Origin of the sequence: Actinopolymorpha singaporensis, from assembly GCF_900104745.1 — a bacterium.
In the GTDB taxonomy this organism is placed as follows: domain Bacteria; phylum Actinomycetota; class Actinomycetes; order Propionibacteriales; family Actinopolymorphaceae; genus Actinopolymorpha; species Actinopolymorpha singaporensis.
Genome location: NZ_LT629732.1, coordinates 62,229 through 85,124 on the forward strand (window position 1 = coordinate 62,229; position 22,896 = coordinate 85,124).

Consider the following 22,896-nt stretch of genomic DNA (forward strand, 5'->3'; position numbering starts at 1 on the left):
ACCGACCTAATTCCGTTGCCGAGGAATTCAAGCCTGGTTACGCTCACCGAGTCGTGTCCTACCGTTCGTCGGAACGCGACATCGAATTCGGCGACCCATTCAGGAGATCCGCCATGGCTGGCGTGTGCGATATCTGCGACAAGCGCCCCGCGTTCGGAAACAAGGTTGCCCGGCTGGGACACCGCGCACTGAAGCGCAAGGTCAAGGGTCGTTCCCGCCGTCAGTTCAAGCCCAACATCCAGACTGTGCACGCAGTGGTCGACGGCAAGCCCAGGCGGCTGAACGTATGCACCGCCTGCATCAAGGCCGGCAAGGTGGAACGCCGATGATCGGCCGCTCTTTGCTCTGGTCTTCGAATTGATCGAGACAGAAACGCGCTGATTCCGGCAACCTCAGTACGGCCTGCTTTCACCGAACCGAAGAACAGACCGATGACCTCCTCCTGATTTCCGAGGATCACCCAGTGAAGTTGGTTCAGCGCGGAGTGCGCCCAGTACATCCTCAACAACGCCGGCCCGATCAATTCCTGCAGTACTTCGTCGATCCGGTCGAACGCCGACCGCTGTACGCCGTACTGACCACCAGCTGGCCCGAGCCTGCTCCGCCACAGGTCGACGCAGATCCGTACGCAGCAGACGCCAGTCGGTCACCGGACACCACAGCCTCCCGCCCATACCGACCCGCTCGCACCGGCCGAACTCGTTCGCAGAGACGACGCGGAGCGGGCCGGTGCCGCCCACCTGCAGCAGGTACGGGCCAACCGGGTCCGCGGCACAGAGGTGGCGCCGTCAAGAAATCCTTGACAAGAGTCGGACTGCCGCCAACCGGGCGCGAGGAAGCCGAAGACACCCGGGCCTACGCGTCCAGCAGCCGCGCCAGGGCAGGTCGTACATTCCATTGCTTGGTCATGTCGGCGTACTCCTCGCCGATGTTCTCGCCGGCCTCGGCGCCGGTACGGGTGGCGCGCAACATGATGTTGCGGGGGGTGTGCTCGCTGCCGACGAACTGGATCGTGTCGACGCGGTAACCATGCTGGCGCAGGATCGAGGCGCGCAGCGCATCGGTCAGTACGTCCGCGAAACGCTCCCGCAGGATGCCGTGCCGGGTGATCATCGTGTACGGCTCGGGCGGCTCCACCTTGCTCAGCTGGGCCTGGATGTCGTGGTGGCAGCAGGGCGCCGCGAGGATCAACGGCGCCTGCCACCGCACCGCTCTGGCCAGCGCGTCGTCGGTCGCGGTGTCACAGGCGTGCAGGGACAGGACGAGGTCGGGAGCCTCCTCGAGTTCGGCGGCGGCGATGCTCGACGCTGCGAACGCCAGCTGGCCACCGAAGCCCAGATCCGTTGCCAGCTTGGTGTTCCGGTCGCGCGCCTGCGGACGCAGGTCGATCCCGGTCATCCGCAAGGGGAGCTTGCGGACGTTCGCGAGGTAGCTGGCGGCGGCGAAGGTGAGGTAGGCGTTGCCGCAGCCGAGGTCCACGACGCGCAGCGGCCGCTCGTCGGTCGGCAGCGGGACGAGTCCGGTGTCGAGCGCCCGGTCGAGCGCGGGCTCGAGCACCCGGAGGAACTCGTCCACCTGGCGGTACTTCGCCTGCCGGGTGGGCTTGATCCGCCCCTGGTGGTCGGCGATGCCGACGGCCTTCAGTACCGGGTCCTCCGCCGGCAGCAGGCGAGGCTTCTCCCGGTCGTGCTCACGGCTGACCGGCTGCTCGGCCACGCGCGGCCGGACGTGCAGCTGCGCGTCGCCCTTCTTGGTGACCCGAAGCTGCAGCGTCTCGTCCACGGAGTCGAGGTGCCAGTTGCCGAACGCCGTCGCGAGCAGGCCGTCGACCGCCTCCTCCGCCTCCGGCCCGAGGGCGGCGTTGCGGGTGTGCGCCTGGTGTTCGTCGTACGTCGTGACCTGCAGCACCCGCCCGGCCCGCACGTCGACGTACCTCAGTTCGGCCCGCCGCCAGGCCACCTCGTGCCCGCGACGCCGGCCCGCGGCCACGGCACGGACGAGCCGCTCGGAGTCAAGGAGTTCCTCGCGTACGCGGGCCAGCGCCTGCGACAGTGGTTCGGGCATGCCTCCAAGAGTGTCATGCGCACTCCGCCGCCGACTCCGACCGGCCCGGCCGACACCATGCGTAGCCGGCCGGTCGCTACCCGAACCAGCGCACGGCCTGGCCGTGGGCCCTGGTCCAGGCCAGCGGCCTGCCGTCGAGGCCGAGCACGTTGTGGTGGGCGTGGTCGGGTGGATCGGGCAGGTCGTCGTACGGCAGCACCTCCGGGGCCTCGTTCGACACCCAGTGCCCGGGCAACCGACCGGCCAGTTCGGTGAACGCTGCCCGTCGGGGCGCCGGCACCTGATACAGCACCGAGGTGTGGAACACCACCAGCGTCGCGTCAACCGGTGCCTGCGCGGCCAGGGCGGGCAGGTCGTCCACCAGGTCCCCGCGCAGCAGCGACGGTGGGTCGGCCGCGGCGACGGCCGCGGCCGCACGCAACCGGGCACGGCGATGCGCGTGCTCGGGCCAGATGAGCGCCTCGAGCCACGCAACGTCGGCGGGGTCGGTCACGTCGAGCGGATTGAGGTCGAGCCCGGCCCTCCAGACGACCTCCGGAAGCGTGGTCGGCGGAATCAACCCGGTCGCCTCGCAGTCCAGTACGGGTTCACCCTCACCGATCTTCCGGTCGCCGTAGCGGTAGGCGTACCGATCCGGGTACAGGCACAGCCCGGCGGACGCGCCGACCTCCAGCAGAGCAAGCGGTTGCGGCAGCATGGAGAGGACCGGAAGCAGGACAGCGCACCGGCCGGCCTCGTTGGTCTGCGTGGCGCGGGCACGCATCTGCACTTCGATCAACGGCCAGTTCGCCACCGTGTAGTCGTGGAACGCGGCGGGATCCTCCACCGGACCGCCGAGGAACCGCACGACACCGAACAGCAGGTTCGGCTGCCGCTTCGCCGGTGGGAGGTTGTCGAGCAGGGCGAGCATCTCGTCGTCGCCGGAGACCGCCGATGACAGGCGTTCGTACGCGTGCGAAACCCCACGCGCCTCACGGGCCGCGAACTCGGCGTACGTCTGAGCGGTCGTCATGGCAGCCGCCGACCGACGGTGAGGAGGGCGACGAAGCTGACCGTCAGCGGAGGCCGGCCGAGCGAGTCCAACCGGCGTTCGACCCGGGCGAGGAAGTCCGCGCCTCGCGCTTCTCCGAGAGCGTGCGTGCCGGACTGCGTGGCCAGGTTGGCGACGTAGTCCCCGGCGGTGTAGCGCACCTCGAAGGGGTACCGCAGGCTTGCCACCTCCTCGAAGTAGAGCTCTGTCTCGGGCGCGAAGTGCAGCGGAGCGACGTGTTCGGGGGCCGGCGGCGGGCCGCCCTCATAGCCCACCGCCCGATAGTCCTCCTGCACCTGAGTCCAGAACGCCTCGGCGTCCGCCGGCTGCGCCCGCACGCATGCGGCAACCGCCATGCAGGCTCCGGGGCGCAGCAGTTGATGCGGTTTCGCGTATCGGAGCGCGGGATCGACCCAGTGCAGGGAGTTGACGGCAACCACCGCGTCGAGCGGTGGATCGGTCGGCGGTGGCCGCCAGTCCTCGAAGGAGGATGTCACCACGTCCGCGGCGGGGAACCCGGCCAGCCGGACGCGGGCGAGGGCGGCGAGCTCGGGACCCAACTCCACACCGGTGACGGCCAGCCCCCGCTCGGCGAGCGGCACGGTCGCCTGCCCCGTGCCGCAACCGATCTCGACCACGCGGTCGCCGGGACCGAGCCCGGCGACGTCAACCAGGTCGTCGAACAACCGGGGCGGGCAGACCGGCCGAGTGCGTTCGTAGTCCGGCGCAGACCGGTCGAACCCGGCACGCAGCTTCTGACGTCTCAGTTCGTCCTTCACGAAACACCTCTGGGAGGCGCGCAACCCACGCTTGCGGCCCATGGAGTCAGTCCGGGATCAGATCGACCGCCAGTCGATGCCGTCCGGCTGTGGGAGGCCAAGACAGGAAGCGGCCCAGGCCAGGTCGATGGCGATCAATCTGACGAAGACGCTGACCAGCCAGTCCGGCGTACCGGGTTCGTCGAGGACACGCCGGGCGAGCAAGGCGGCTCCGGCGGCTGCCCACCCTCCGGCCTTCGGCAGCACGTCGTACGGCGCCGGACCGCCTTCGAGGTGCAGCGTGGGAAGAAGGAGTGCCAGGTCGTGTTCGGCGCTGCCACGCGAGGCGTGCGACCAGTCGACGAAGATCACGCGGTCGTCCGCGACGCAGATGTTGTCGCTGCGCAGATCCCCGTGGACCAGCGAGTCGCCGCTGTCATCGAGGCTCGCCTCAGCATCGGTGAGCACGGCGGCGGCCCTGGTCAGCCAGCCCACGGAGCACAGCCCGAGGTCGAGGAACGCAGCCCGATCGGACCCCTTCCCCAGCAACGTCGGCCAGTACGCGGGCCGGCGCGGCGTCGGTTCGAACGCGTCCGGAGCCCGAACGGCCGACAGGGCCGCCACCGCGGCGAGCACCCGATCGATGTCGCCGTCCCGCCAGTCCACACCCTCGTGGCCGGCCGGCCAGTGCGCACGCCCCAGGTCCTCGACCACCAGCACCGGATGCTTGCCGTGTTCGTCGAGCCACGCCACGACCTGCGGAGTGAAACGTTCGGGCGCGTGCCGGAGGGCGAGGTACTCGGTGCGAAGCCATCGTTCCGTCTCGTCGTCGGTCGCCGCCTTGACGAAGACACCACTTCCGTCCTTCAGCGTCACCAGGTAGCGCTCCGCGGCCGACAGTCCGGTGTCCGGCTTGATCCACTCCGTGCTCGGTTGGTCGAGAGCGCGTTCCACCCGCGCGCGAATGTCCGTCATCGAGCACGGACGTCGCTGTGCGTCTGCGTTCACCGTGGTCCCGCTCAGCCTGATGTTGTCCGACATCAGCGGATCACACCGCTCCACGGGTCTCGTCCAGTGCTCGCATCGCCCCGGTGATCTTCATCTACGCGCCCTCTTTCCGCAGAACCCCAACCAGTTACGTAGCCGCAAGGATACGTAAGAGCTGACACATCAGAACCCGATTGCCTCGCGGAGGAGCAGGACGGTGCCACGCCCGGGCTGGTACTCCGCGTTGAGGACGAGCAGGCGGTTGACAGCGCTCGGGTATCCGTAGGCCGCCTGGGCGCGGACGCTCTCCAGTGGGAGGGCGTACTCATGCACACGACGCAGCGCCGTGTCCAGGTCGGGCACCACCTTCTGCGCCCCGACGACCCAGATCGCGTGGGCGGCTCCCCCGGCATAGGCGGGCAGCTGACTTCCGCTGCCGGAGGCGGCCACGAGGGAGCCGGTCTCGGTGACCGCGGCGACGCTGCCCACCACGACGTCGGGCGTGGCTGTCAGCCGCCGGATCTCGTCTGCAGAGGTGGCGCGGTCCATCGCGAGTACGCGTGGCTTGACGGCCCGATAGCGCCCACTGACATTGATGTCGTCCTGAATCCCCGACAGGCGCAGGGTCTCGCTGGCCCCGGTGAAGACGCTTGCACCTTCCGGAACGAGGTCGCGCACGCGGACCCGAGCGGCGGCGACATCGTCCAGAATCTCGACGTCGAAACCGTTCGCAGCAAGGGAAGCAGCCGCACGTTCCAGACTCTGCGCGGAAGCCGGGTCGGCGAAGGTCGTTGCCGGGACGGAGGTGGTCATGGCACTCCTGAACTCCTCGTGGCGGCACGTTGTCTACTTGTCACGTGCCCTGCTCACGAGTACGACGAGACAGCCCCGCGGAAGGTCAGGGGACTCGCCGCCCGGACCTCACGTTTCGGCCCGCCGGCTCGTCGAACCAGCAAGGGCAGAACCTACGTCAGGGAGCCGTCGACGACATGAGCACACCCCCAGAGTCGGGAAGCAGCCGAACCGGGCCGGGACCGGACGCGATCATGAGCGAGCGGCGCCAGTTGATCAGTCTCGCGTACCGGCTGCTCGGCTCGCTGGCCGACGCCGAGGACGCAGTACAGGAGACCTATGCCCGCTGGTACGCCATGCCCGAAGGGCAGCGTGAAGACATCGCCTCCCCTGGCGCCTGGCTGACGACGGTCGCGAGCCGCATCTGCCTCGACCTGCTCGGCTCGGCGCGTGCCCGGCGGGAGAAGTACGTGGGCGAATGGATCCCCGAACCAGTGCCCGAGTCCACGGACTGGATCAGCGGGCGGCGCAGCGCCGGCGACGCCGCTGTCGACCCGGCCGACCGGATCACCCTCGACGAGTCGATCAGCATGGCCTTCCTCGTCGTACTCGACTCGATGACTCCCGCCGAGCGTGTCGCCTTCGTCCTGCACGACGTCTTCGCCTACCCCTTCGCCGACATCGCCGAGATCGTCGGCCGCACACCTGCGGCATGCCGGCAACTGGCCTCCTCGGCCCGCCGCCGCGTCCGCGCCTCGCAGGCCCCACCGACCCCGGCAGCCCGACAGGCCGGCATCGTCAGGGAGTTCAGCCGGGCATGGGAGGCAAAGGACGTCGACGCCCTCATCGGCCTCCTCGATCCCGACGCCACACTCGTTGCCGACGGTGGCGGTCTCGCGCTCGCCGCCCTGCACCCCATCGAGGGCGGCGAACTGATCGCACACCTGCTCGCCGACCTCGCCGACAGGACGCCCGGCAACGTGACCTTCGTCGAGCATGTCGTCAACGGCCAACCCGGCCTGGTCGCACAGGAGGACGGCGTCACGATCTCGGTGTACGCGTTCGAGATGGTGGCCGACCGGATCAGGCACATCTGGGCGGTTCGCAACCCCGAGAAGCTGCGCCCCTGGACGGGCGGCTGACACCTCGGCAGGGTCGGTTCCGACCACCGCGACGATCGGCACCAGCTCAGTCGCTCGGCGCGGTTTCGACAGATGCCAACAACTTCCCGAGCAACGAGGCGAGCTGGTCTCGCTCGCTGCCGTCAAGCCCCTCGAGGACGGCCGCCTCGTTCGCCATGTGGGTGCGAACGAGCTTGTCGACGAGACGCCGGCCCGCTCTGGTCAAGGTGGCGACCCGCCCCCGGGCGTCGTCTCGGGCGCGAGCCCGCGTCACCAGGCCCGCGGCGGCGAGCCGGTCGATCCGTTTGGTCATCGCCCCGGGAGTGACCAGCGTCGCCCGGGCGAGCTCGCCGTTCGACAGGGCATGAGGTGGGGCGCTTCGGCGCAGCGCGGCCAGTACGTCGAAGTCGCCGGGCGCGAGTCCCGCGGCGGCGAACGGCGGCCGGAGAATCGGGTCGCACACCGCTGCCAGTCGTTCGATCCTTCCCAGGATCAGCATCGGCGAAGGATCCAGGTCCGGAAGTCGCGCCCGCCACTGGTCGACGATCGCCTGCACGGCGTCGCTGTCGGGGAGTACGCCCCGCTCACCGGGTAGGGCCATGTTGACAGGATACTTTCCGCGTCAAGTAAACTCGTTTCCATGGAAACTAGCGCGTGTCCTCCGAGGGTGGCTGTCTACGTCGACCCGACCTGTCCCTTCGCGTGGATCACCAGCAAGTGGCTCGCCGAGGTCGAGCAGCACGCCGGCCTCGAGGTGCGCCGTGAGCTGATGAGCCTCTCCGTGGTCAACGAGGGGCGTGAGCTCGACGCCTGGTACCGGGACTACAACGAGGGCGCGTGGCGGCCCGCTCGGGTCGCGGCTGCCCTCCTCGCTTCCGCCCATGCGGAACGCTGGACCGACTTCTACGAGACGTTCGGACAGCGGCGCCACGTAGGTGGCCTTCGCGACGATGCGCAGAACATCGCACTCACCCTGGACGAACTACAGCTCCCGGCCGGGCTGGCCGGCGCGTCCGAGGAGACCTCGTGGGACGCCGATCTGCGCGCCCGTACCAAGATCGCCACCGCACTCCTGAGCGACGACGACGGCGGGACCCCGATCGTTCGGATCGGCGACCGCGGATTCTTCGGGCCCGTACTCACGGCCGTCCCCCGCGGTGATGCTGCCGTCCGACTGTGGCACGCGGTGTCGACCCTCGCGACGATCCCGTCGTTCAGCGAACTCAAGGGAGCACGCGACGAGCATCTACAGACGAACTGACAGCGGGAGCCACACGTTGCATGCCGCACCTGGGCGCCGGCATGGCCCTCGCAGGTGGGTCTTCCGGTGCCCCCACCTCGGCAGGGTCGACCGGCGGGTTCTGAATTGGTTCTGAATATCCGGCACGACACGCCGGTGTAATTCAGCAGACGGTTCAGACTTATCGAGTGCGGACCGCCTGCACAAACCGAACAGGTGCGCACCGCTCCTTGTTGCGACGCCAGGAAAGGCCGTACGCAATTCCGGAAGCCGTCGATCAACCAACGAGAAAGGTTGCGCGCCTCCACAACCGGGCAGGAATTCCCGCGCCCGAAAAACTGCGTCGCCCAGGCGTGGATCGCGAAGTTCAGCCTGGCGCTTCGGCCCTACGTGGACGGCGCGTACGTCAACGTGCCGAACATCGGCATGGCCGAGTGGGAGACCGCCTACTGGACGTCGAACTTCTGCCGACTGCGCAGGATCAAGTCGAAGTACGACCCCACGAACCTCTTCCACTGTCCTTGGGTACCGTCAGCCCGCCGCACAGGAGGGCACCCGCGTCGCCGGGTGCACTTCCACGTCGCGCCGCGGTCCGCCGAGGAGATGGCCACGTGGAGCCCGGCGAGCGATCGGTGGAGCGGCCGGCACGCCGGGTGACTTCCCAGCCTTACGTGTTAAGCCGCCGACCCGGGGTAGACCGGCACGACATGCGACCGAGGGCCGTTGTTCGGCCCCTCGCACCTACGACGGTTGGAGGAAGCATGTCGACCCCTAGCTACGGTGGGCCGGCCGGTTCGGAGCCGACAGGCGCCAGCGGTGGCAAGGAGCAGGCACGGCAGGTCGCGGGGAACGCCGCACAGGAGGGCACCCGCGTCGCCGGGGTTGCCAAGGACCAGGCACAGCAGGTCGCGTCCGAGGCTCAGCACCAGGCCAGAAATCTCTTCCATGACGTCCGTGGACAGGTCGAGGAGCAGTCCCGCGCACAGCGCGACCGGCTGGTCAGCACGTTGCAGAACTTCAGCGACGACGTCGAGCAGATGGCGAGCGGCCAGGACGGCAACGGCGGGCTCGCCCACGACGTCGCCCGGCAGGTTGCCGGTCGGGTGCGGGAGTTCAGCTCCCGGATCGACGGCCGCGAGCCGGCCGAACTCCTCGACGAGGTTCGCCGCTTCGCTCGGCGTCGGCCGGGCGCGTTCCTCGCGGGCGCTCTCGCGGCCGGCGTGGTGGCCGGCCGACTGACCCGCGGCGCCAAGGAAGCGAGCAGCAGTGGTTCCGGTGCCGCGACGGGCACCAGCGGTTCGGCCGGATACGGCGACGGATACGGCAACGGCAGTGGAGTCGGCCACTACACCGGCCCCTACACAGGGCCCGGCGCCACGGACTCCGACACGGTTGGAGACGCCGCGGCCAACTACGGCCCGAGCAGCCAGTACGAAACGTCCAGCACCGCGGACCCGACGAGCACCACCGGCTACAGCGGCGGCACCACGGCCCCGGCCGCCGGCCCCGGCTGGTCCGAGCAGGACAACCCGTACACGCCTTCGGGCACAGGCGCGGGCTCGGGTGGTTCGGGCGGGGTCGCCCCGCTGGATCCGGCGGCGGACGAGTACGCCCCGCCAACCGAGCGGCCGCAGCCCGGCGGCGGTCGGATCGCTGACCGGCGCGGAACCACCGGGGAGGCGCCGTGAGCGGTACCGACCCGTTCAGCCCTTCCGGCACGTACCGTACGACGGATGCCTCCGGCACGACGGCCGGCGGTCACAGAGCGGAGGACAACCGTTCGCTGGGCGAGATCGTGGGCGCCATCGCCGGTGACCTGACCACCCTGGTTCGCGCCGAACTCGACCTCGCGAAGACGGAACTCAAGCGGGAAGCGACCCACGCGGGCAAGGGCGCGGGTCTGCTCGGAGGGGCCGGCGTCACCGGGCTGCTCGCGTTGGTGTTCGTGTCGTTGGCACTGATGTTCCTGCTCGACAACTGGATGCCCATCGGCCTGGCGGCGCTCATCGTCGCTGCCATCTGGGGCATCGTCGCCGCGGTGCTCGCCGCCCGCGGCAAGAAGGAACTCAAGCAGCCCATGCCTCCCCTGGAGGCCACACAGCGCACCCTGAAGGAGGACGTGCAATGGGCCAAAGCACAGAAGGGCAGTTGACCGACCAGATCGCCGACACGCGTGAGGACCTCTCGCGCAACCTCGACGCTCTCGCCGACAAGGTGAGTCCGAGCCGGGTGGTCGAACGCCGCAAGCAGGCCGTACGCGGCCGGTTCGGTCGGATGCGGGACCGCTTCATGGGCACCGCCCACGACGTGCGCGGCATCGCGGGTCACGCCACCAGCCACGCGGGCGGCTCGGTGAGCGACCGCGCTTCGCAGGTCGGAAGCTCGGCCAGTGACGCGGCGTCCGGCGCCGTCGACACCGTGTCCAGCACCGCACACGGAGCTGCCCACACGGTGCAGGAGCGGACCGAGGGCAACCCGTTGGCGGTCGGCCTGATCGCCTTCGGAGCCGGTGCGCTGATCGGATCGCTGCTGCCGGCGACCGAGAAGGAAACCCGAGCGGCCCAGCAGGTGGTGGAAACCGCCAAGGAGAAGGGCCAGCCGGTGGTCGAGGAAGCGAAATCCGTCGGCCAGGAGGTCGGGCAGAACGTCCGCGAACACGCCACCGAAGCCGCACAGGAAGTCCGCGGCACAGCCGAGGAAGGCGTACGCCAGGTCAAGGACCAAGGTCAGTCCTCGGCGCAGAACGTCAAGGACGACGCCAGGTCGCGTACCCAGTAGGTCGCGCTACCAGACGAATCCCGTTTCGCCCGAACGTACGGCGCGTGGATGCGGCTCATGGCGAGCGCATCCACGCGCCGTTCGTCGTTACGTGAAAGCCTTGCACCATGAGGGGCGAACCACTGCCGGCTGCTGATCCACCGCCGATCGGCGGGCCGGTCCTTGTGGCCCAGCGATGGCGCGAGGTCGTTCTCGTCCACTGGGCTGTCGATCCCCGCGCCGTCACGCCACTCCTACCGGCCGGCACCTGGCCCGACACGTTGGACGGGCAAGCCCACGTTGGCATCGTGGCGTTCGGGATACCCGGCACGTACGCGTTCGGGCGGGCGCCCGTCGGATCGGCGTACGAGGTGAACGTTCGCGTCTACTGCGTCGACGAGGAAGGCCGGCACAGCACGGTCTTCCTGCGGATGGATGTCTCGCGCCCCGACATGGTTCTACTCGCCCGGATGCTCGCCCGGATGCTCGCCTGGCTGCCGTACACCTGGTCGAAGATCAGCTTCCTGAACGCCGGAGGCACCGACTCCGGATCGCGTTCCGACTTCGGCTACCGGTGTCGACCTCGCCTCGCGCGGGGCGCTCCTTTCGCGGATCTGGTTGTGGAACCCGGACCTGCCATCGAGGCTCCCACGGCGTTGGAGCAGTTCGTCACGGCGCGCTGGTACCTCCATCAGGGACATCCACTCGGGACGTATCGGCTACCGGTCGCGCACCGGCGGTGGCCTCTCCACCGAGCTCGTCCCGTGAAGATCGACGATTCCCCTGTCCGAAGGACCGGCCTGACTCCCCTCGACCCGTCCCCGCTCTCCGTGCTCTGGTCGCCCGGTGTCGATGCGGAGTTCGGTCCACCACGCTTCTGCAAGGCTCCGTGATCCGTAGGGTTTGGGATTCCGGGCTGAGGCGTGCTGGTTTCAGAACGGCGGCAATGCAAGGCGGGATGCTCCGCAGGCCGCGGAGCTGCAGTCGCCGGGACCTCCGTCGCTCACCCGGCGCGCTGGTTGCGACGCCACCGCTCGGGGGTGACGCCGTAACGATCCCGGAAGCGGCGTACGAGATAGGTGGCGTCGCGCAGGCCGGTCCGTGCGGCCACCACGCCGAGCGGCAGGTCGGTCTCACGCAGCATCCGCCGGACCTCCGTCATGCGCCGTTCGGTGATCCATTCGAGCAGGGGCCGACCGGTCCGCTCCCGTACGACCGTCGTGAGATGCCCCGGCGTGTAGCCGAGCGCGCGGGCGACATCTCCTACGGTGATGGGTCCCCGGAAAGTCGCCTCGATCTCGTCGAAGACCTGTTCCACCAGCGGATCCGGTGTTCCCGCGGACGCATCGGGAGCCAGCCTCGCGGCCGCGACCAGGACGCGGGTGAGGAGTCCGGCAACGACCTCGCCGGCACCGAGACGATGCGGATCGGCGAGTTCCTCGGAGAGTTCGGCCAGCCATCCCGACCACCGGGCACGGTCGGGTTCGGCGACCAGGCCATGCCCCGCTTCGGTCGCGAACATCGCGAGCAGCGGATGAGTGGCCCAGGCCAACGGAGAGACCGCCGCCAGGGCCGGCACAGCGTCCGGCGTGAAGGCGACCGACCAAGCACGGCAGCGGGCCATCGCGATGACGGCCGACACGTCGATCACCTGGCCCGGTGGCACCGCATGGACCTGGCCAGGACGCAACGGCCACTCCGTGCCGTCGACCGAGAACGAGCCCACGCCGTCCTCGACGTACACCAGGACGAGGAAGTCATGGGCGTGCCGGTGGACCGGCGGAAACCCCGCGTGCTCACCCTCGGCGTCGAAGCACACGACCGAGACCGGTGGCACGCCCGGACGATTGTCGTAGCGGTAGACAGGCGTCCCGTCCGACCGCAGCGTACGCAGGCGCGAGGAAGTTCCGGGCGAGACCTCGACCGAAGGATGTGCCATGGATACCGACTCCTGTGCTGTCCTGGAACCGAAGAATATCCAAGGCTTGGAGGTGACGACACCAATCCGGCACGGGGCCCCGGCTCCCGACCGGGCGAACAGACCTGGGGAGCAACCATGACGTCCTCGACCAACGTACGCATCACCGACCAGCGCGCGCCGGAGGACCGCGGCCGCCCGTTCCTGCCAGGAGCCGGAAAGACCTGGCTCCTCCCCTTCTACGACATCTTCAGCCGGGTGGCCGGGGTCCGGCACCTGCACGAGCGCACGGCCCAACTCGCCGGCATCGCGCCGGGCCAAACCGTGATGGATGTCGGCTGCGGCACCGGCAACCTGTCGCTCGCCGTGCTCGCGGCTCAGCCGGACGCCCGCGTCACCGGTCTGGACCCAGACGACGATGCCCTGCGCAGGGCGGCTCGCAAGGCGGTCCGGCGTGGCGTGTCCCTGAGCCTCGTCCAGGGATACGCCGACCGGATCCCGGCCGAGGACGCCTCGCTGGACCACGTGGTCTCCGCACTTGCGCTGCACCACGTCGACGACGACGGCCGGGCCGGGTTCGGGTCCGACGCTCTGCGAGCTCTCCGACCAGGAGGCAAGGTCACGATCGTCGACTTCGGCAGCCCCGCGTCCGGTAACGACGACGCTCAGCACTCGACGCACGGCGGCGGTCACGGGCCGGCCCACGCCCTCCGGCACCTGCCTCGCATGCTGCGGTCACGAACAGTTCGAAACCCAGCCGTGGCCCGCAACCTCGACGGCGGCATCGTCAGGCTTCTCGCCGATGCAGGATTCACCGACGTCCGGGAGGTCGAACATCTCGACCACAGGTTCGGCCCGGTCACCTTCGTGCAAGCGACCCGCGCCTAGACCCTCAGGCTGACCGGCCGGACGGGTCGTCAACTGGAACTTGCCCACCGCACAGTCCGATCGGCGGCCGCCGCGGTTGTCCCGCGCCGGCCGCCGATCTCCGTCGCCTCGTCAGGCGAGCGTCTCGGTGCGACGCCGCCTCACGAGGAACATGCCGCCGAAGGCAGCTGCCGCCAGCGCACCGGCGCCACCCGCCGCGAGTCCCGGGTTGGCGACCGTCGAAGAGCCTCCGTCACCGCCGTCGACCCCGCCAGATGGCTTCCCGCAGGGGCCGGGGTCGGAGAGTCGGTCGCCCATCTTGCCGTGCTCCGATCCGTAACCCCAGTCACCCTTCTTGCCGTGCTCCGATCCGTAACCCCAGTCGCCCTTCTTGCCGTGCTCCGACCCGTAACCCCAGTCGCCCTTCTTGCCGTGCTCCGATCCGTAACCCCAGTCGCCCATCTTGCCGTGCTCCGACCCGTAACCCCAGTCGCCCTTCTTGCCGTGCTCCGACCCGTAGCCCGCGTCGTCCTTCTTGCAGTGGTTGTCCCAGGCTGCCACCTGGCCAGTGGGCGCGACGCTTGCGGACGCGATTCCGGGCGCCGCCACCAACAAAGTCGCGCTTGCGAACGCCGCTCCGGCAGCGAGCTTTCCGAGGTGCTTTTTCGACATGCGTTGCGTCACTCCTTTTGTGCGCCTTCTCAGCATCCGCTGACGCCTTGGAAGCTCCCCCTGCGCTGGGCAGACAACCGGAAATCAAGATGGCGGCGAACCGCGGGAATGAGGTTCTTCAGGCTTGGTAGAGTCCGCGACCGATATCCCCCACACACCTCGCGGCCGCATCAATCCGGGCCGAGGTTGTTGCCGGGGTCGAGGGCGGTTCGGAATTTCCGGCACGACGATCCGGTCGCGCACCGGGATCGAGTTTTGGCCCGCGTGCGGCAGCGGCCGCGGCCACGCCGGCCACGTTGAATTACAGATCCCGCGGCTTCGGCTTTCACCGGACCGAAGGAACTTGAAATGTCTGCGCACGGCGCAAATTCGAAGATGGGAATTCCCGGCACGTCACGGGAAGGGCATTCTGAAGGAAATGCAGGTGGTTTGGAGGCTCGCCCTCCTCCGCTCACCTCTTTGTCGGCTTTGCCCCGTATACGACAGGGCGCCCCGACAGCGGCCTGTCGGGGCGCCTCGGTGGCGGTGCGACTACCGCGATGCCGATTGCGGAGCCCACCGGTAAAGCACTGAGTACGCCGGACCGTGGGCGCCGAACCCCGTGACCTCGTTGATGTGCTCGACGACCCGCCGGGTAGCGGGATCCGCCAGGTCACCGAGGCCACGGACCTTCACCAGGTAGCGGATGCCGGCCGCGGCGTCGGCGGAGATCCCGTTGCGGGCAAGAACCTCGAACACCTCGGCGACCGAATCGGCGTGCAGGCTCGAGGCGAGGCGATACCCGTCCGCGACCAGGCCGAACGCACGCTCCACCTCATCGCCGGCCAGGTAACCGGGCCGGCCCCGGTGTCCGATCTCGCCGACGACCAGGAATCCCCGATCCGGATGCGCGCTCAACTCGGCCACCTCTTCCCGGGTCCCGAGAAACTCGCGCCGCGGCACGTTCGCGGGCGCCTCGGCGAGGATGGCGTTCGTCAGCGTGCTCTTGCCCGCGTTCCGCGGGAGCGCGTAGACCAGGAACGACTCACCGGACGCCGCGATCCGCCGCAGGAGATCGGCGCCCTCGTCCGTGACGGACCCGTTCGCAACCATGTCGGCCAGCGTGATCACAGCAACCCCCCTCAAAAGATATACCGGCAGAGTATCGCCGGATGCCGCCGAGGAGGACCCTCCGTACGACCGGTGAACGGCCAGAGCAGGACACCTCCGCGGTCCTCGGCAGATACCTCTGGAGGGTCACGGCGCGTCGGGGGCCGGCACGTCGACAGTTCGGACCGACCTGCGGCGTAGAGGAGTCGCGAGGCAGTCCTCACACCCCGCTGCGGGTGAGGGTCTCGTCGAGCCAGTGCTCATAGCGGCGGCCGAAGTACAGCACGTGCATGATCGCCGTGTAGACCTGGTAGACCGGCGCACGGACCTCGAAGAAGTCCTTCTCGATCGGATGGAACCTCCGGTACGACTCGAACACGGCGTCGGCGTACGGCTGGCCGACGACATGTGACAGGTCGAGCTCCGGGTGGCCGTAGACGACAGACGGATCGAGCAGACCCGTTATCTTGTTGCCGTCCGCGAGAATGTTCGCGCTCCACAGGTCACCGTGCAGCAACGTCGGGGCGGCGGGCTCGGTCAGACGGTCACCCAACTGCTCGCAGAGCCTCTCGACCCGTGCGCGAAAGCCGACGTTCAGTGTTCCGTTCGCGACTGCCGCGTCGGCGCAGTGACGCAGCCGTCGATCCCTGAAGAACGGCACCCAGGCGCTGGACCATCCGTTGGGTAACAGGAACCAGCCGTTCAGGGTCGGGCCGTCGAAGCCGAAGGCGTCGGCGTGCCGTCCGTGCAGGATCGCCAACTCCTCGCCGAGAGAGGTCGCTGCGGCGCCGGTCAGGTGCACCCCGGGCATGAAGGTCTGCAGGAGGAGCTCCGGATCGGCGTAGATCACCTCCGGCACGATGCGGGGGTGCGCGTCGTGGAGATGACGCACCATCGTCGCCTCGATGTCAAGGCGCGCTTGCTCCCCGAACGCCGCCTTGCAGACGACCGTACGCCCGTCGGCCAGGTCCAGCCGCCGCACGTCCGCCACCATGCCACCGACGAGGGGTACCTGCCCGGCCACCGTCAGCCCGGCGCGATGGCGTACGGCGTCGAGGATGCGTTCCACGGCAACGCGATCTTCAGCCACGATGTTTCTCCCTTCACGCCCTTCCTGCGAAGGCGGAGTCGTCCGGCCGGAAGCGGCGGCCGGTGAGGAGGAAGCCGACGAAGCCCAGGGCTGTCAGGGCGGCGGGGATGACGAACAGCGCAGGTATGCCGAGCCAACCGACGCCGAAGGCCCCGATGGACCCGCCGACGGCTCCGGCGAGCGGGATACAGCTGCTGAACATCGAGGAGGCGAGTCCGATCCTTTCCGGGCAGAGCTGTTGAGCAACGGTGATGCCCAGGCCCGCGACCGCCGCCCAGACGCCGGACATCAGGACCTGGCCGGCGAACAGCCCCACGACCTGACTGCTGGTGGCGTACGCGAGGTGGGCACCGACTCCGAGCACCGCCGCCATCGCGAGCACCCGGATCGGGGTGAACCTGTCGGCGAGCCGGGCGAAGACAGGCATCAGAAGGAGTTCCAGGAACGGCTGTACGGCGATCACGGCCCCGCGCATGGCGTCACCGACGTGCAGTTGGTTCGCCATGTACAGCGGCAGGAACGCGAACTTCATGGTGTCGCCGTTCATCACCAGTACGCAGCATCCGAGGAACACCAGCAGCGGTGTCAGCCTGTTCTTCGTTCCGTACTTGGTGGTTCCCCTGTGATCATCGGGCCGGCGAACTGTCGACCTCGTGGCCGCATCCGGCTTGGCGGTCTCCACCCTGAAGCGTTCGACGCGGCGGGTGCCGAGCGGAACCAGCTGCGCGACCAGGCAGGCGGCGTTGGCCATGAGCAGCGGCCGCAGGCCGAAGGTCGCGCCGAACCAGCTCCCGAGAACCGGGCCGACGATCCAGCCGGCCGTGAAGCTCATGCGGACCGCGGCGACGATCCGGTTGGTGGCCGGGGATGGGTGCCGGCTGAGTTCGTCGCGAGTGGCGGCGAAGAGTTGCCCCATCGCTCCGCCGCCGAAGCTCAGGACGAACGCCCCGATGACGAACGGCATCCAGGGCCGGTCGGCCAGCGCCATCGCGGTCCAGCCGAGTGCGGCGATCACAGCGCACGCGCGGTACAGGAACAGCCGGTTGGTGAGCCGCTCGGACAACGTGCCGACCAGGAAGCCTGCGACCGGCGCAGTGAGGTTGACGAGGTAGTACAGGCCGGCGGCCTGGATCGGGATGTGCAGTTCCGTGACCAGGTACAACGTCATCTGGGGCATGGTCGCCGACGTGCCGATCCCGGCGACGAACAGGCTGATGCAGGCGGCCCGCAGGAATGGCGTACGCCAGACGATCCGTACGACGGACGTGCCCGTCGGGCTATGGTCCCCCTCGGCGTTTCCCAACCTGGCTCACAACCATCCTCTGGTCCGGCATGATCAGGCTGATGGTACGAGCGATACCGCCCCGGATCGGCGCGAGGTCTGACCCGAACGGAGTCCGATGCACGCTGCGCTCGCTGTCCACCGGGTGGTTGCCGACCAGGCTGCCAATCTGACCAGCATCACGAGGTTGACCAGGGAGGCTGCGGACAGGGGTGCGGGTCTGGTCGTCTTCTCCGAGACGGCACTGACCGGCTTCGTCGGCAACGACGATCCCGTACACGATCGGCTCCTGGCGCAGCCCGTGTCCGGCCCGGTCACCGAGCAGCTTGGCGCTCTGTCAAGCGAGAGCGGCATATGGATCGCCATCGGCCTGTACGAATGGTGAACCACCTGGCAGAGCCCGACGTGGGCGGCTGCTTCGGCGCCGCTCTGGCGGTGGGTCCTGACGGCACGATCATCAGCGAACTTCCGCCGGGCAACGAAGGTCTCCTCCTGGTAGACCTCTCCCGTTGACGACACCTCGCACCGTCGCGTCCGGGTGCGGCCTACCTGGCTCGTCGGAGGTTTTCGCATCCGCCCCAGGGTAGACAGCGCCGCAGGGAAGCCGGAGTTGCCCTCGACTTCCCTCTGATTCGGCGACATGGCACTAAGGAACCGATTCGTGGACATCTTCCAGACCCTCGAATCCGACGTACGCAGCTACTGCCGAGGATGGCCGGCGACGTTCGATCGGGCTGTCGGCAGCCGTCTGTACGACGAGAGTGGAAGGGCATACCTGGACTTCTTCGCGGGCGCGGGCGTACTCAACTACGGCCACAACAATCCCGTACTCAAACGAGCCCTGATCGAATACCTGGAACGCGACGGAATCACCCACTCGCTGGACATGAACACCGTGGCGAAGCGGGATTTCCTGCAGGCGTTGCGCGACCTCGTGCTGAGGCCGCGCAACCTGGACTACAAGGTGATGTTCCCCGGACCGGCGGGTGCCAATGCAGTCGAGGCCGCGCTGAAGCTCGCCTGCAAGGTGACCGGGCGCCACTCCGTGGTCAGCTTCACCAACGGCTTCCACGGCATGACACTCGGCGCGCTCGCCGTGACGGGCAACTCGGTGAAGCGCGCCGGCGCGGGCGTACCACTGGCACACACCGCGCCGATGCCCTACGACGGCTACCTCGCGAACTCACCGGACTTCGAACTCCTGACCAAGCTGCTGGACGACCGCGGAAGCGGACTCGACCTGCCAGCGGCCTTCATCGTGGAAACGGTGCAGGGAGAAGGCGGACTCAACACGGCCAGGATCGAGTGGCTCCAGGAACTCGCGGAGCTGTGCAGGCGGCGCGACATCCTGTTGATCGTCGACGACGTGCAGATGGGCTGCGGCCGCACAGGGCCGTTCTTCAGCTTTGAGATCGCCGGCCTCAGGCCGGACATCGTGTGCCTTTCCAAGGCCATCGGTGGGTACGGGCTGCCGCTCGCGCTGACCCTGTTCAGGCCGGAGCTGGACATCTGGACACCCGGGGAGCACAACGGCACTTTCCGCGGCATCAACCCCGCCTTCGTCGCCGCGGCCGAGGCTCTGCGTACCTACTGGCGCGATGACAACCTCGAGAAGAGCACGGTGGCGAAGGGCGAGCAGGCCGAAAGAGTCCTGGCCGACGTAGCCGCCGCCCACCCCGGGATCCCGATGCAGGTCAGGGGAAGGGGTCTCGCGCGCGGCCTGGCCCTGCCCAGCGGAGACCTGGCGGAACGGGTCTGCCGCAACGCGTTCGAGCGCGGACTACTCCTGGAAACCTCCGGTCCCGAAGGAGAGGTGGTCAAGTTGCTGCCGCCGCTCACCGTGACCGACGACGAACTCGACGAGGGACTGTCGCTGCTCGAGGAGTCCGTGAAGGAAGCATCGAGGTGACCGTAGTCGAACTGTCGAGGTCGTCCTCGCGACGGCGGTCAGGACGCCCGAACGGCCGGTCCAGGTGGTGCACCAACCTCGCCGGTGCGCCTGAGCTTGTGCCAACGCAGGCGATTTCCGGTCAGGGCGGTGATGCACGAGTGCAGCAGCACGAGATACATGACCTGCCGGTAGGCCACCTGCTGTAGAGGCAACGCCCAGAGGCTGCGCAGGTCCTCGCGATCGAGCCGGAAGGCGTAGGCCGCGGATATGGCTTGTACGCCCAACAGCCCTGCCCATACCAGCAGGGTCCGCCAGGGGTTGTGGGACACCAGCCCGTAGACAGCAGCGATGTCGACCAGTGGTGCGAGCAGTGGGGCCAGAACCTGGAACACGGAGATCAGTGGCAGCCCGACCCGCCCGAAGCGGCCCGAGGGTCCGCGTTCGATCAGCGAGCGGCGGTGCTTCCAGATCGCCTGCATGGTGCCGTAGCTCCAGCGGTATCTCTGCCGCCACAGTTGGGTCATCGTGCCCGGCGCCTCCGTCCACGCCAAGGCGTTCTCCTGGTACGCCACGTCCCAGCCGGCGCGGTGGAGCGCCATGGTGATGTCGGTGTCTTCGGCAAGCGTGTCTTCGGTCATCATCCCGGCATCCCGCAGGGCAGTGCGACGGAACGCTCCGACGGCACCCGGGATGGTGGGCATGCAGCGAAGCAGGTCGTACATGCGCCGGTCGAGGTTGAAGCCCATGACGTACTCGATGTGCTGCCATTTGCCGATCATGCGATCGCGGTTGCCGACCTTCGCGTTGCCGGCCACTGCCCCGACTCGCGGGTTGGCGAAGGGCTGTACCAGGTTGTGCACCGTCGCGGGCTCGAAAACGGTGTCGCCGTCCATCATCACGATCAGCTCGTACGAAGCCCAGGCGACGCCGGTGTTGAGCGCGGTTGCTTTGCCACTGTTGGGCTGCCGTACGAGCGTGACCCCGGGCAGGCCGAGGGATTTCACGATCTCGGCGGTGTCGTCGGTCGATCCGTCGTCCACCACGATGATCTCGACCGGATGATTGCTCGCCGCCAGTGAACGCACCGTGTTGGCGATGCACTCGCGTTCGTTGTACGCGGGAACCACGACGCTGACCGGTTCGATGACGTCAGGTCCCCAGGAGAAGTCCGGGTCGTTGCGTACGCGGGCGTGGCGCCGGGCAAACACCAGCATCATCACAAGCCGGAAGAGCACCAGCAGGCCGGTGACTGCCAGGAGAACGAACAAACCTCGTACGGCCACCTGGGAAAGCTGGACCGCGGCGACGAATGCCCTGCCCTTCCAGAGCCCGGCGCTGGTGGGGGGATGGTCGAAGCTCTCGGCTCCCATGGCCTTGCTGAGGGTGGTGAACCGGTAGCCTCTGGCCTGCAGTCTGGGGATCAGCACATCCAGTGCATGGACCGTCTGCGCCACCTTGTCGCCGGATTCGTACATGAGCACCACGGCGCTCCGGCCGGTCGGCTCGGGGACTGGACGATTCGCGGCGCCGTGAACGGCGGTGCGTAGCCAGTGCTCGCTGCCGGTGTCGTTCAGGACGGTGAGGTATCCCTTGGACCCAAGGTATTGGACGGCCGGCCAGGAGAGGTTGTCCAGCCTGCTCGGGACGGACGAATCCGCCGGGCGGACAAGTGAACTGGTGATTCCGGCGGCACCGGCCAGCGCCAGTTGGGAACGCGCAAGCTCGCCGTCGATGTCCGCCTTCGAGCCGCGAAGGATATCCGGGCGAGAAAAGGTGTGCAGCCCGACATCTTGTCCTGAATTGACCAGATCACGGACAACGCCGGGGTACCGAACGGTCAGCTGACCGACGACGAAGAAGGTGCCGTGCACCTTGTGTTTCTTCAGGACCTTGAGAATTTTCGGTGTCCACATCGGGTCCGGGCCGTCGTCGAAGGTAAGGACGATGGTCTTCTTCGGGACGCGGTACGTACGAACTGTGGATCCGGTCGCGTCGAGGACGGGGCCGCCTCTCAGGACCTTCTCGGGCACCCAGTCGGAGGCCACCATGTAAGGCAGGTGCTCGGTGGCCGGGACTTTGTGTACGTAGCCGTCGAGGAGAAGAACGCAGAGGAGGACCGCGAGCAGGAACACCGGGACGATCGGCAGGCGTCGAGCCCTCCCTGGCCGGGACGGCGTCCGGGCGCGACCAGTTCCCTGGTTCGACTTCGGGTTCGCACGTACCGGCGACTTGCTGCTGGCGTTCACCATCGTCGCGACTGGTCGTACGTCGGCGGGGCATAGTCTTCGGATCCGACGGGGAACGCGGCGTCATCTGTCCCCGGGCTGTCCGACCACCGGCTGGGAGGCCGTTTCCTGCTCTCTGGCCGGGAACCCCGTCCTGAGGCCGGAGAGCCGGAAGCGGTTGGTGTGGGACCTGAGGGTTCGGGGAGGGGCCGGCTCCTTGACTGCCCTCTCCGGTCGGAGCGGTCGGTGGCGGACGAGGTGCGATCCCTCGCTCCAGAACGGACTTCTTGCATCCGCGCGAGCGACGCGGAGGGGGACGGGGCCGCGGAGGCCCCAGCGGGAGGTGCCGCCCGGCTGGGAGCCATCGGGGTGACTCCAGTGAGGCTGACGCCCAGCACGGCCGTGCACGCGGCGCACAGGCCGGCCACAAGGTAGCCGGCGCGCCGAACGTTGCGGGCCCGGCGGCCGGTCGAGTCGACGAAGATCGGATCGACAGAGACGTCGACGCCGGTCGCGACGTCGGTCTCCCCTCTGTCCGCATCCTCGCTGGTCTTCTCGGGTCCCCCCACTGCGGCCAGCGCGCGAGGTTCGGGGACGGACCTGCCGAACGGCTCGACCACGTTGACCGCGTAGACCCGTGCGCTTCCGGTAGCGGGAAGCGACTCCTGCACGTAGGCGACTCCCGACGCGGTGACAGGCGCCGACTCAAAGATGCGGACGATCTGTGCCAGGTGATCGTCGGTGAACCGGTAGCAGTCGCCGAGCATGGTGAAGGGGACCCTGCGCGCTGCTGCCTGCTGCTCCAGCCAACCCGGCGCGACTCGGAGGACTTCCGCGGCTTCCTCAGGCGTGTAGACCGTGAGCACCGCGTTCACTCGGCCCCTCGCCCTGTGTGACATGCCGGTCGCGCCCGAGCGGCTACGTACGTTTCGAGGTTCTTCATTGGAATAGCCGTATTCGCAAAGTCATTTCCGGATAGCTATGCTTGATTCCCTTTCAGGAATACCCAAACTGGCCGGGGGCAAAACTGCCGGAACTCTGCACCGACCAGTTCCGGCCTGGGGCTTTTGGTGCATTGATGCTGTCCCAGTCAGCCAGTGAATATCCAAGAAG

General features: G+C 68.3%; 23 protein-coding genes. 11 read left to right on the top strand and 12 right to left on the bottom strand.

All coding sequences use genetic code 11. The features are described 5' to 3' along the window. Positions 1-53: 53 nt before the first annotated feature. Positions 54-329, top strand: a complete 276-nt coding sequence (rpmB, locus tag BLU27_RS00265) for a 50S ribosomal protein L28 (protein ID WP_449710124.1) — start codon at positions 54-56, stop codon at positions 327-329. Between the two features lie 526 nt (positions 330-855). Here rpmB and BLU27_RS00270 read toward each other — a convergent pair. The 5 genes from BLU27_RS00270 to BLU27_RS00290 form a co-directional block, all read right to left on the bottom strand. Next, positions 856-2,064: a class I SAM-dependent methyltransferase gene (locus BLU27_RS00270; protein WP_092649442.1), complete on the bottom strand. Its 1,209-nt coding sequence runs from the start codon at positions 2,062-2,064 to the stop codon at positions 856-858. A 76-nt stretch (positions 2,065-2,140) separates the two neighbouring features. Then, on the bottom strand, positions 2,141-3,076 hold the full coding sequence (locus BLU27_RS00275; RefSeq protein WP_092649444.1) for a DUF2332 domain-containing protein: 936 nt from the start codon (positions 3,074-3,076) through the stop codon (positions 2,141-2,143). Next, on the bottom strand, positions 3,073-3,873 hold the full coding sequence (locus BLU27_RS00280; protein ID WP_157728117.1) for a class I SAM-dependent methyltransferase: 801 nt from the start codon (positions 3,871-3,873) through the stop codon (positions 3,073-3,075). The genes BLU27_RS00275 and BLU27_RS00280 overlap by 4 nt, the downstream gene beginning before the upstream one ends. Positions 3,874-3,930: 57 nt before the next feature. After that, the gene (locus BLU27_RS00285) at positions 3,931-4,827 is read right to left on the bottom strand and encodes a phosphotransferase (protein ID WP_157728118.1); all 897 of its coding nucleotides are present in this window, start codon (positions 4,825-4,827) and stop codon (positions 3,931-3,933) included. A 195-nt stretch (positions 4,828-5,022) separates the two neighbouring features. After that, on the bottom strand, positions 5,023-5,652 hold the full coding sequence (locus BLU27_RS00290; protein ID WP_092649450.1) for an LUD domain-containing protein: 630 nt from the start codon (positions 5,650-5,652) through the stop codon (positions 5,023-5,025). A 176-nt stretch (positions 5,653-5,828) separates the two neighbouring features. Between BLU27_RS00290 and sigJ the strand changes: the two genes are divergently transcribed. After that, the gene (gene sigJ, locus BLU27_RS00295) at positions 5,829-6,773 is read left to right on the top strand and encodes an RNA polymerase sigma factor SigJ (protein WP_092649452.1); all 945 of its coding nucleotides are present in this window, start codon (positions 5,829-5,831) and stop codon (positions 6,771-6,773) included. Between the two features lie 46 nt (positions 6,774-6,819). Here the strand turns inward: sigJ and BLU27_RS00300 are convergent, their stop codons facing one another. Further along, a complete protein-coding gene (locus BLU27_RS00300) occupies positions 6,820-7,353 on the bottom strand; it encodes a MarR family winged helix-turn-helix transcriptional regulator (protein ID WP_092649454.1) in 534 nt (177 codons plus the stop codon). 66 nt (positions 7,354-7,419) lie between these two features. Here BLU27_RS00300 and BLU27_RS00305 point away from each other — a divergent pair, with 66 nt between their 5' ends. The 6 genes from BLU27_RS00305 (at position 7,420) to BLU27_RS00330 (ending at position 11,642) form a co-directional block, all read left to right on the top strand. Then, on the top strand, positions 7,420-8,013 hold the full coding sequence (locus BLU27_RS00305; RefSeq protein WP_092649456.1) for a mycothiol-dependent nitroreductase Rv2466c family protein: 594 nt from the start codon (positions 7,420-7,422) through the stop codon (positions 8,011-8,013). A gap of 273 nt (positions 8,014-8,286) precedes the next feature. Next, a complete protein-coding gene (locus BLU27_RS00310; protein WP_241827702.1) occupies positions 8,287-8,649 on the top strand; it encodes a BBE domain-containing protein in 363 nt (120 codons plus the stop codon). A 104-nt stretch (positions 8,650-8,753) separates the two neighbouring features. Further along, on the top strand, positions 8,754-9,680 hold the full coding sequence (locus BLU27_RS00315; RefSeq protein ID WP_092649458.1) for a hypothetical protein: 927 nt from the start codon (positions 8,754-8,756) through the stop codon (positions 9,678-9,680). Then, positions 9,677-10,144 (top strand): phage holin family protein, encoded by a 468-nt coding sequence (locus BLU27_RS00320; protein WP_092649460.1) that lies wholly within the window; start codon positions 9,677-9,679, stop codon positions 10,142-10,144. Before BLU27_RS00315 ends, BLU27_RS00320 begins: the two co-directional genes overlap by 4 nt. After that, positions 10,117-10,770, top strand: coding sequence for a DUF3618 domain-containing protein (locus BLU27_RS00325; RefSeq protein WP_092649462.1), 654 nt, complete (start codon positions 10,117-10,119; stop codon positions 10,768-10,770). Before BLU27_RS00320 ends, BLU27_RS00325 begins: the two co-directional genes overlap by 28 nt. Before the next feature lie 107 nt (positions 10,771-10,877). Then, positions 10,878-11,642, top strand: a complete 765-nt coding sequence (locus BLU27_RS00330; protein WP_092649464.1) for a YqjF family protein — start codon at positions 10,878-10,880, stop codon at positions 11,640-11,642. 110 nt (positions 11,643-11,752) lie between these two features. Here the strand turns inward: BLU27_RS00330 and BLU27_RS00335 are convergent, their stop codons facing one another. After that, on the bottom strand, positions 11,753-12,688 hold the full coding sequence (locus BLU27_RS00335) for an AraC family transcriptional regulator (protein ID WP_092649466.1): 936 nt from the start codon (positions 12,686-12,688) through the stop codon (positions 11,753-11,755). A 117-nt stretch (positions 12,689-12,805) separates the two neighbouring features. Between BLU27_RS00335 and BLU27_RS00340 the strand changes: the two genes are divergently transcribed. Further along, positions 12,806-13,555, top strand: a complete 750-nt coding sequence (locus tag BLU27_RS00340) for a class I SAM-dependent methyltransferase (RefSeq protein WP_092649468.1) — start codon at positions 12,806-12,808, stop codon at positions 13,553-13,555. Between the two features lie 111 nt (positions 13,556-13,666). On the opposite strand, the gene BLU27_RS00345 is transcribed toward BLU27_RS00340, so the two are convergent. The 4 genes from BLU27_RS00345 to BLU27_RS00360 all read right to left on the bottom strand — a co-directional run bounded on the left by BLU27_RS00345 (position 13,667) and on the right by BLU27_RS00360 (position 17,688). Beyond that, entirely contained in the window at positions 13,667-14,206 is a 540-nt protein-coding gene (locus tag BLU27_RS00345; protein ID WP_092649470.1) for a hypothetical protein, read from the bottom strand. Between the two features lie 531 nt (positions 14,207-14,737). Continuing rightward, complete coding sequence (locus BLU27_RS00350; protein WP_157728119.1) at positions 14,738-15,298, bottom strand: hypothetical protein; 561 nt, start codon at positions 15,296-15,298, stop codon at positions 14,738-14,740. A gap of 217 nt (positions 15,299-15,515) precedes the next feature. Beyond that, positions 15,516-16,385, bottom strand: a complete 870-nt coding sequence (locus tag BLU27_RS00355; RefSeq protein ID WP_157728120.1) for a fructosamine kinase family protein — start codon at positions 16,383-16,385, stop codon at positions 15,516-15,518. 13 nt (positions 16,386-16,398) lie between these two features. Continuing rightward, on the bottom strand, positions 16,399-17,688 hold the full coding sequence (locus BLU27_RS00360; RefSeq protein ID WP_092649476.1) for an MFS transporter: 1,290 nt from the start codon (positions 17,686-17,688) through the stop codon (positions 16,399-16,401). A 97-nt stretch (positions 17,689-17,785) separates the two neighbouring features. Between BLU27_RS00360 and BLU27_RS00365 the strand changes: the two genes are divergently transcribed. Together BLU27_RS00365 and ectB are read left to right on the top strand one after the other, a co-directional pair. Further along, positions 17,786-18,052 (top strand): nitrilase-related carbon-nitrogen hydrolase, encoded by a 267-nt coding sequence (locus tag BLU27_RS00365; protein ID WP_092649478.1) that lies wholly within the window; start codon positions 17,786-17,788, stop codon positions 18,050-18,052. 276 nt (positions 18,053-18,328) lie between these two features. After that, a complete protein-coding gene (gene ectB / locus BLU27_RS00370) occupies positions 18,329-19,576 on the top strand; it encodes a diaminobutyrate--2-oxoglutarate transaminase (protein WP_092649480.1) in 1,248 nt (415 codons plus the stop codon). 38 nt (positions 19,577-19,614) lie between these two features. Here ectB and BLU27_RS00375 read toward each other — a convergent pair whose 3' ends face one another. Further along, the gene (locus tag BLU27_RS00375; RefSeq protein WP_241827703.1) at positions 19,615-21,690 is read right to left on the bottom strand and encodes a bifunctional polysaccharide deacetylase/glycosyltransferase family 2 protein; all 2,076 of its coding nucleotides are present in this window, start codon (positions 21,688-21,690) and stop codon (positions 19,615-19,617) included. Between the last annotated feature and the right edge of the window lie 1,206 nt (positions 21,691-22,896).

Coding starts and splice junctions, on each gene's coding strand:
- BLU27_RS00285 (WP_157728118.1), bottom strand. CDS start 4,827: ATGACGGACATTCGCGCGCGGGTGGAACGCGCTCTCGACCAACCGAGC.
- BLU27_RS00335 (WP_092649466.1), bottom strand. CDS start 12,688: ATGGCACATCCTTCGGTCGAGGTCTCGCCCGGAACTTCCTCGCGCCTG.
- BLU27_RS00300 (WP_092649454.1), bottom strand. CDS start 7,353: ATGGCCCTACCCGGTGAGCGGGGCGTACTCCCCGACAGCGACGCCGTG.
- BLU27_RS00345 (WP_092649470.1), bottom strand. CDS start 14,206: ATGTCGAAAAAGCACCTCGGAAAGCTCGCTGCCGGAGCGGCGTTCGCA.
- BLU27_RS00275 (WP_092649444.1), bottom strand. CDS start 3,076: ATGACGACCGCTCAGACGTACGCCGAGTTCGCGGCCCGTGAGGCGCGT.
- BLU27_RS00330 (WP_092649464.1), top strand. CDS start 10,878: ATGAGGGGCGAACCACTGCCGGCTGCTGATCCACCGCCGATCGGCGGG.
- BLU27_RS00350 (WP_157728119.1), bottom strand. CDS start 15,298: ATGGTTGCGAACGGGTCCGTCACGGACGAGGGCGCCGATCTCCTGCGG.
- BLU27_RS00270 (WP_092649442.1), bottom strand. CDS start 2,064: ATGCCCGAACCACTGTCGCAGGCGCTGGCCCGCGTACGCGAGGAACTC.
- BLU27_RS00340 (WP_092649468.1), top strand. CDS start 12,806: ATGACGTCCTCGACCAACGTACGCATCACCGACCAGCGCGCGCCGGAG.
- BLU27_RS00290 (WP_092649450.1), bottom strand. CDS start 5,652: ATGACCACCTCCGTCCCGGCAACGACCTTCGCCGACCCGGCTTCCGCG.
- BLU27_RS00365 (WP_092649478.1), top strand. CDS start 17,786: ATGCACGCTGCGCTCGCTGTCCACCGGGTGGTTGCCGACCAGGCTGCC.
- BLU27_RS00325 (WP_092649462.1), top strand. CDS start 10,117: ATGGGCCAAAGCACAGAAGGGCAGTTGACCGACCAGATCGCCGACACG.
- sigJ (WP_092649452.1), top strand. CDS start 5,829: ATGAGCACACCCCCAGAGTCGGGAAGCAGCCGAACCGGGCCGGGACCG.
- BLU27_RS00315 (WP_092649458.1), top strand. CDS start 8,754: ATGTCGACCCCTAGCTACGGTGGGCCGGCCGGTTCGGAGCCGACAGGC.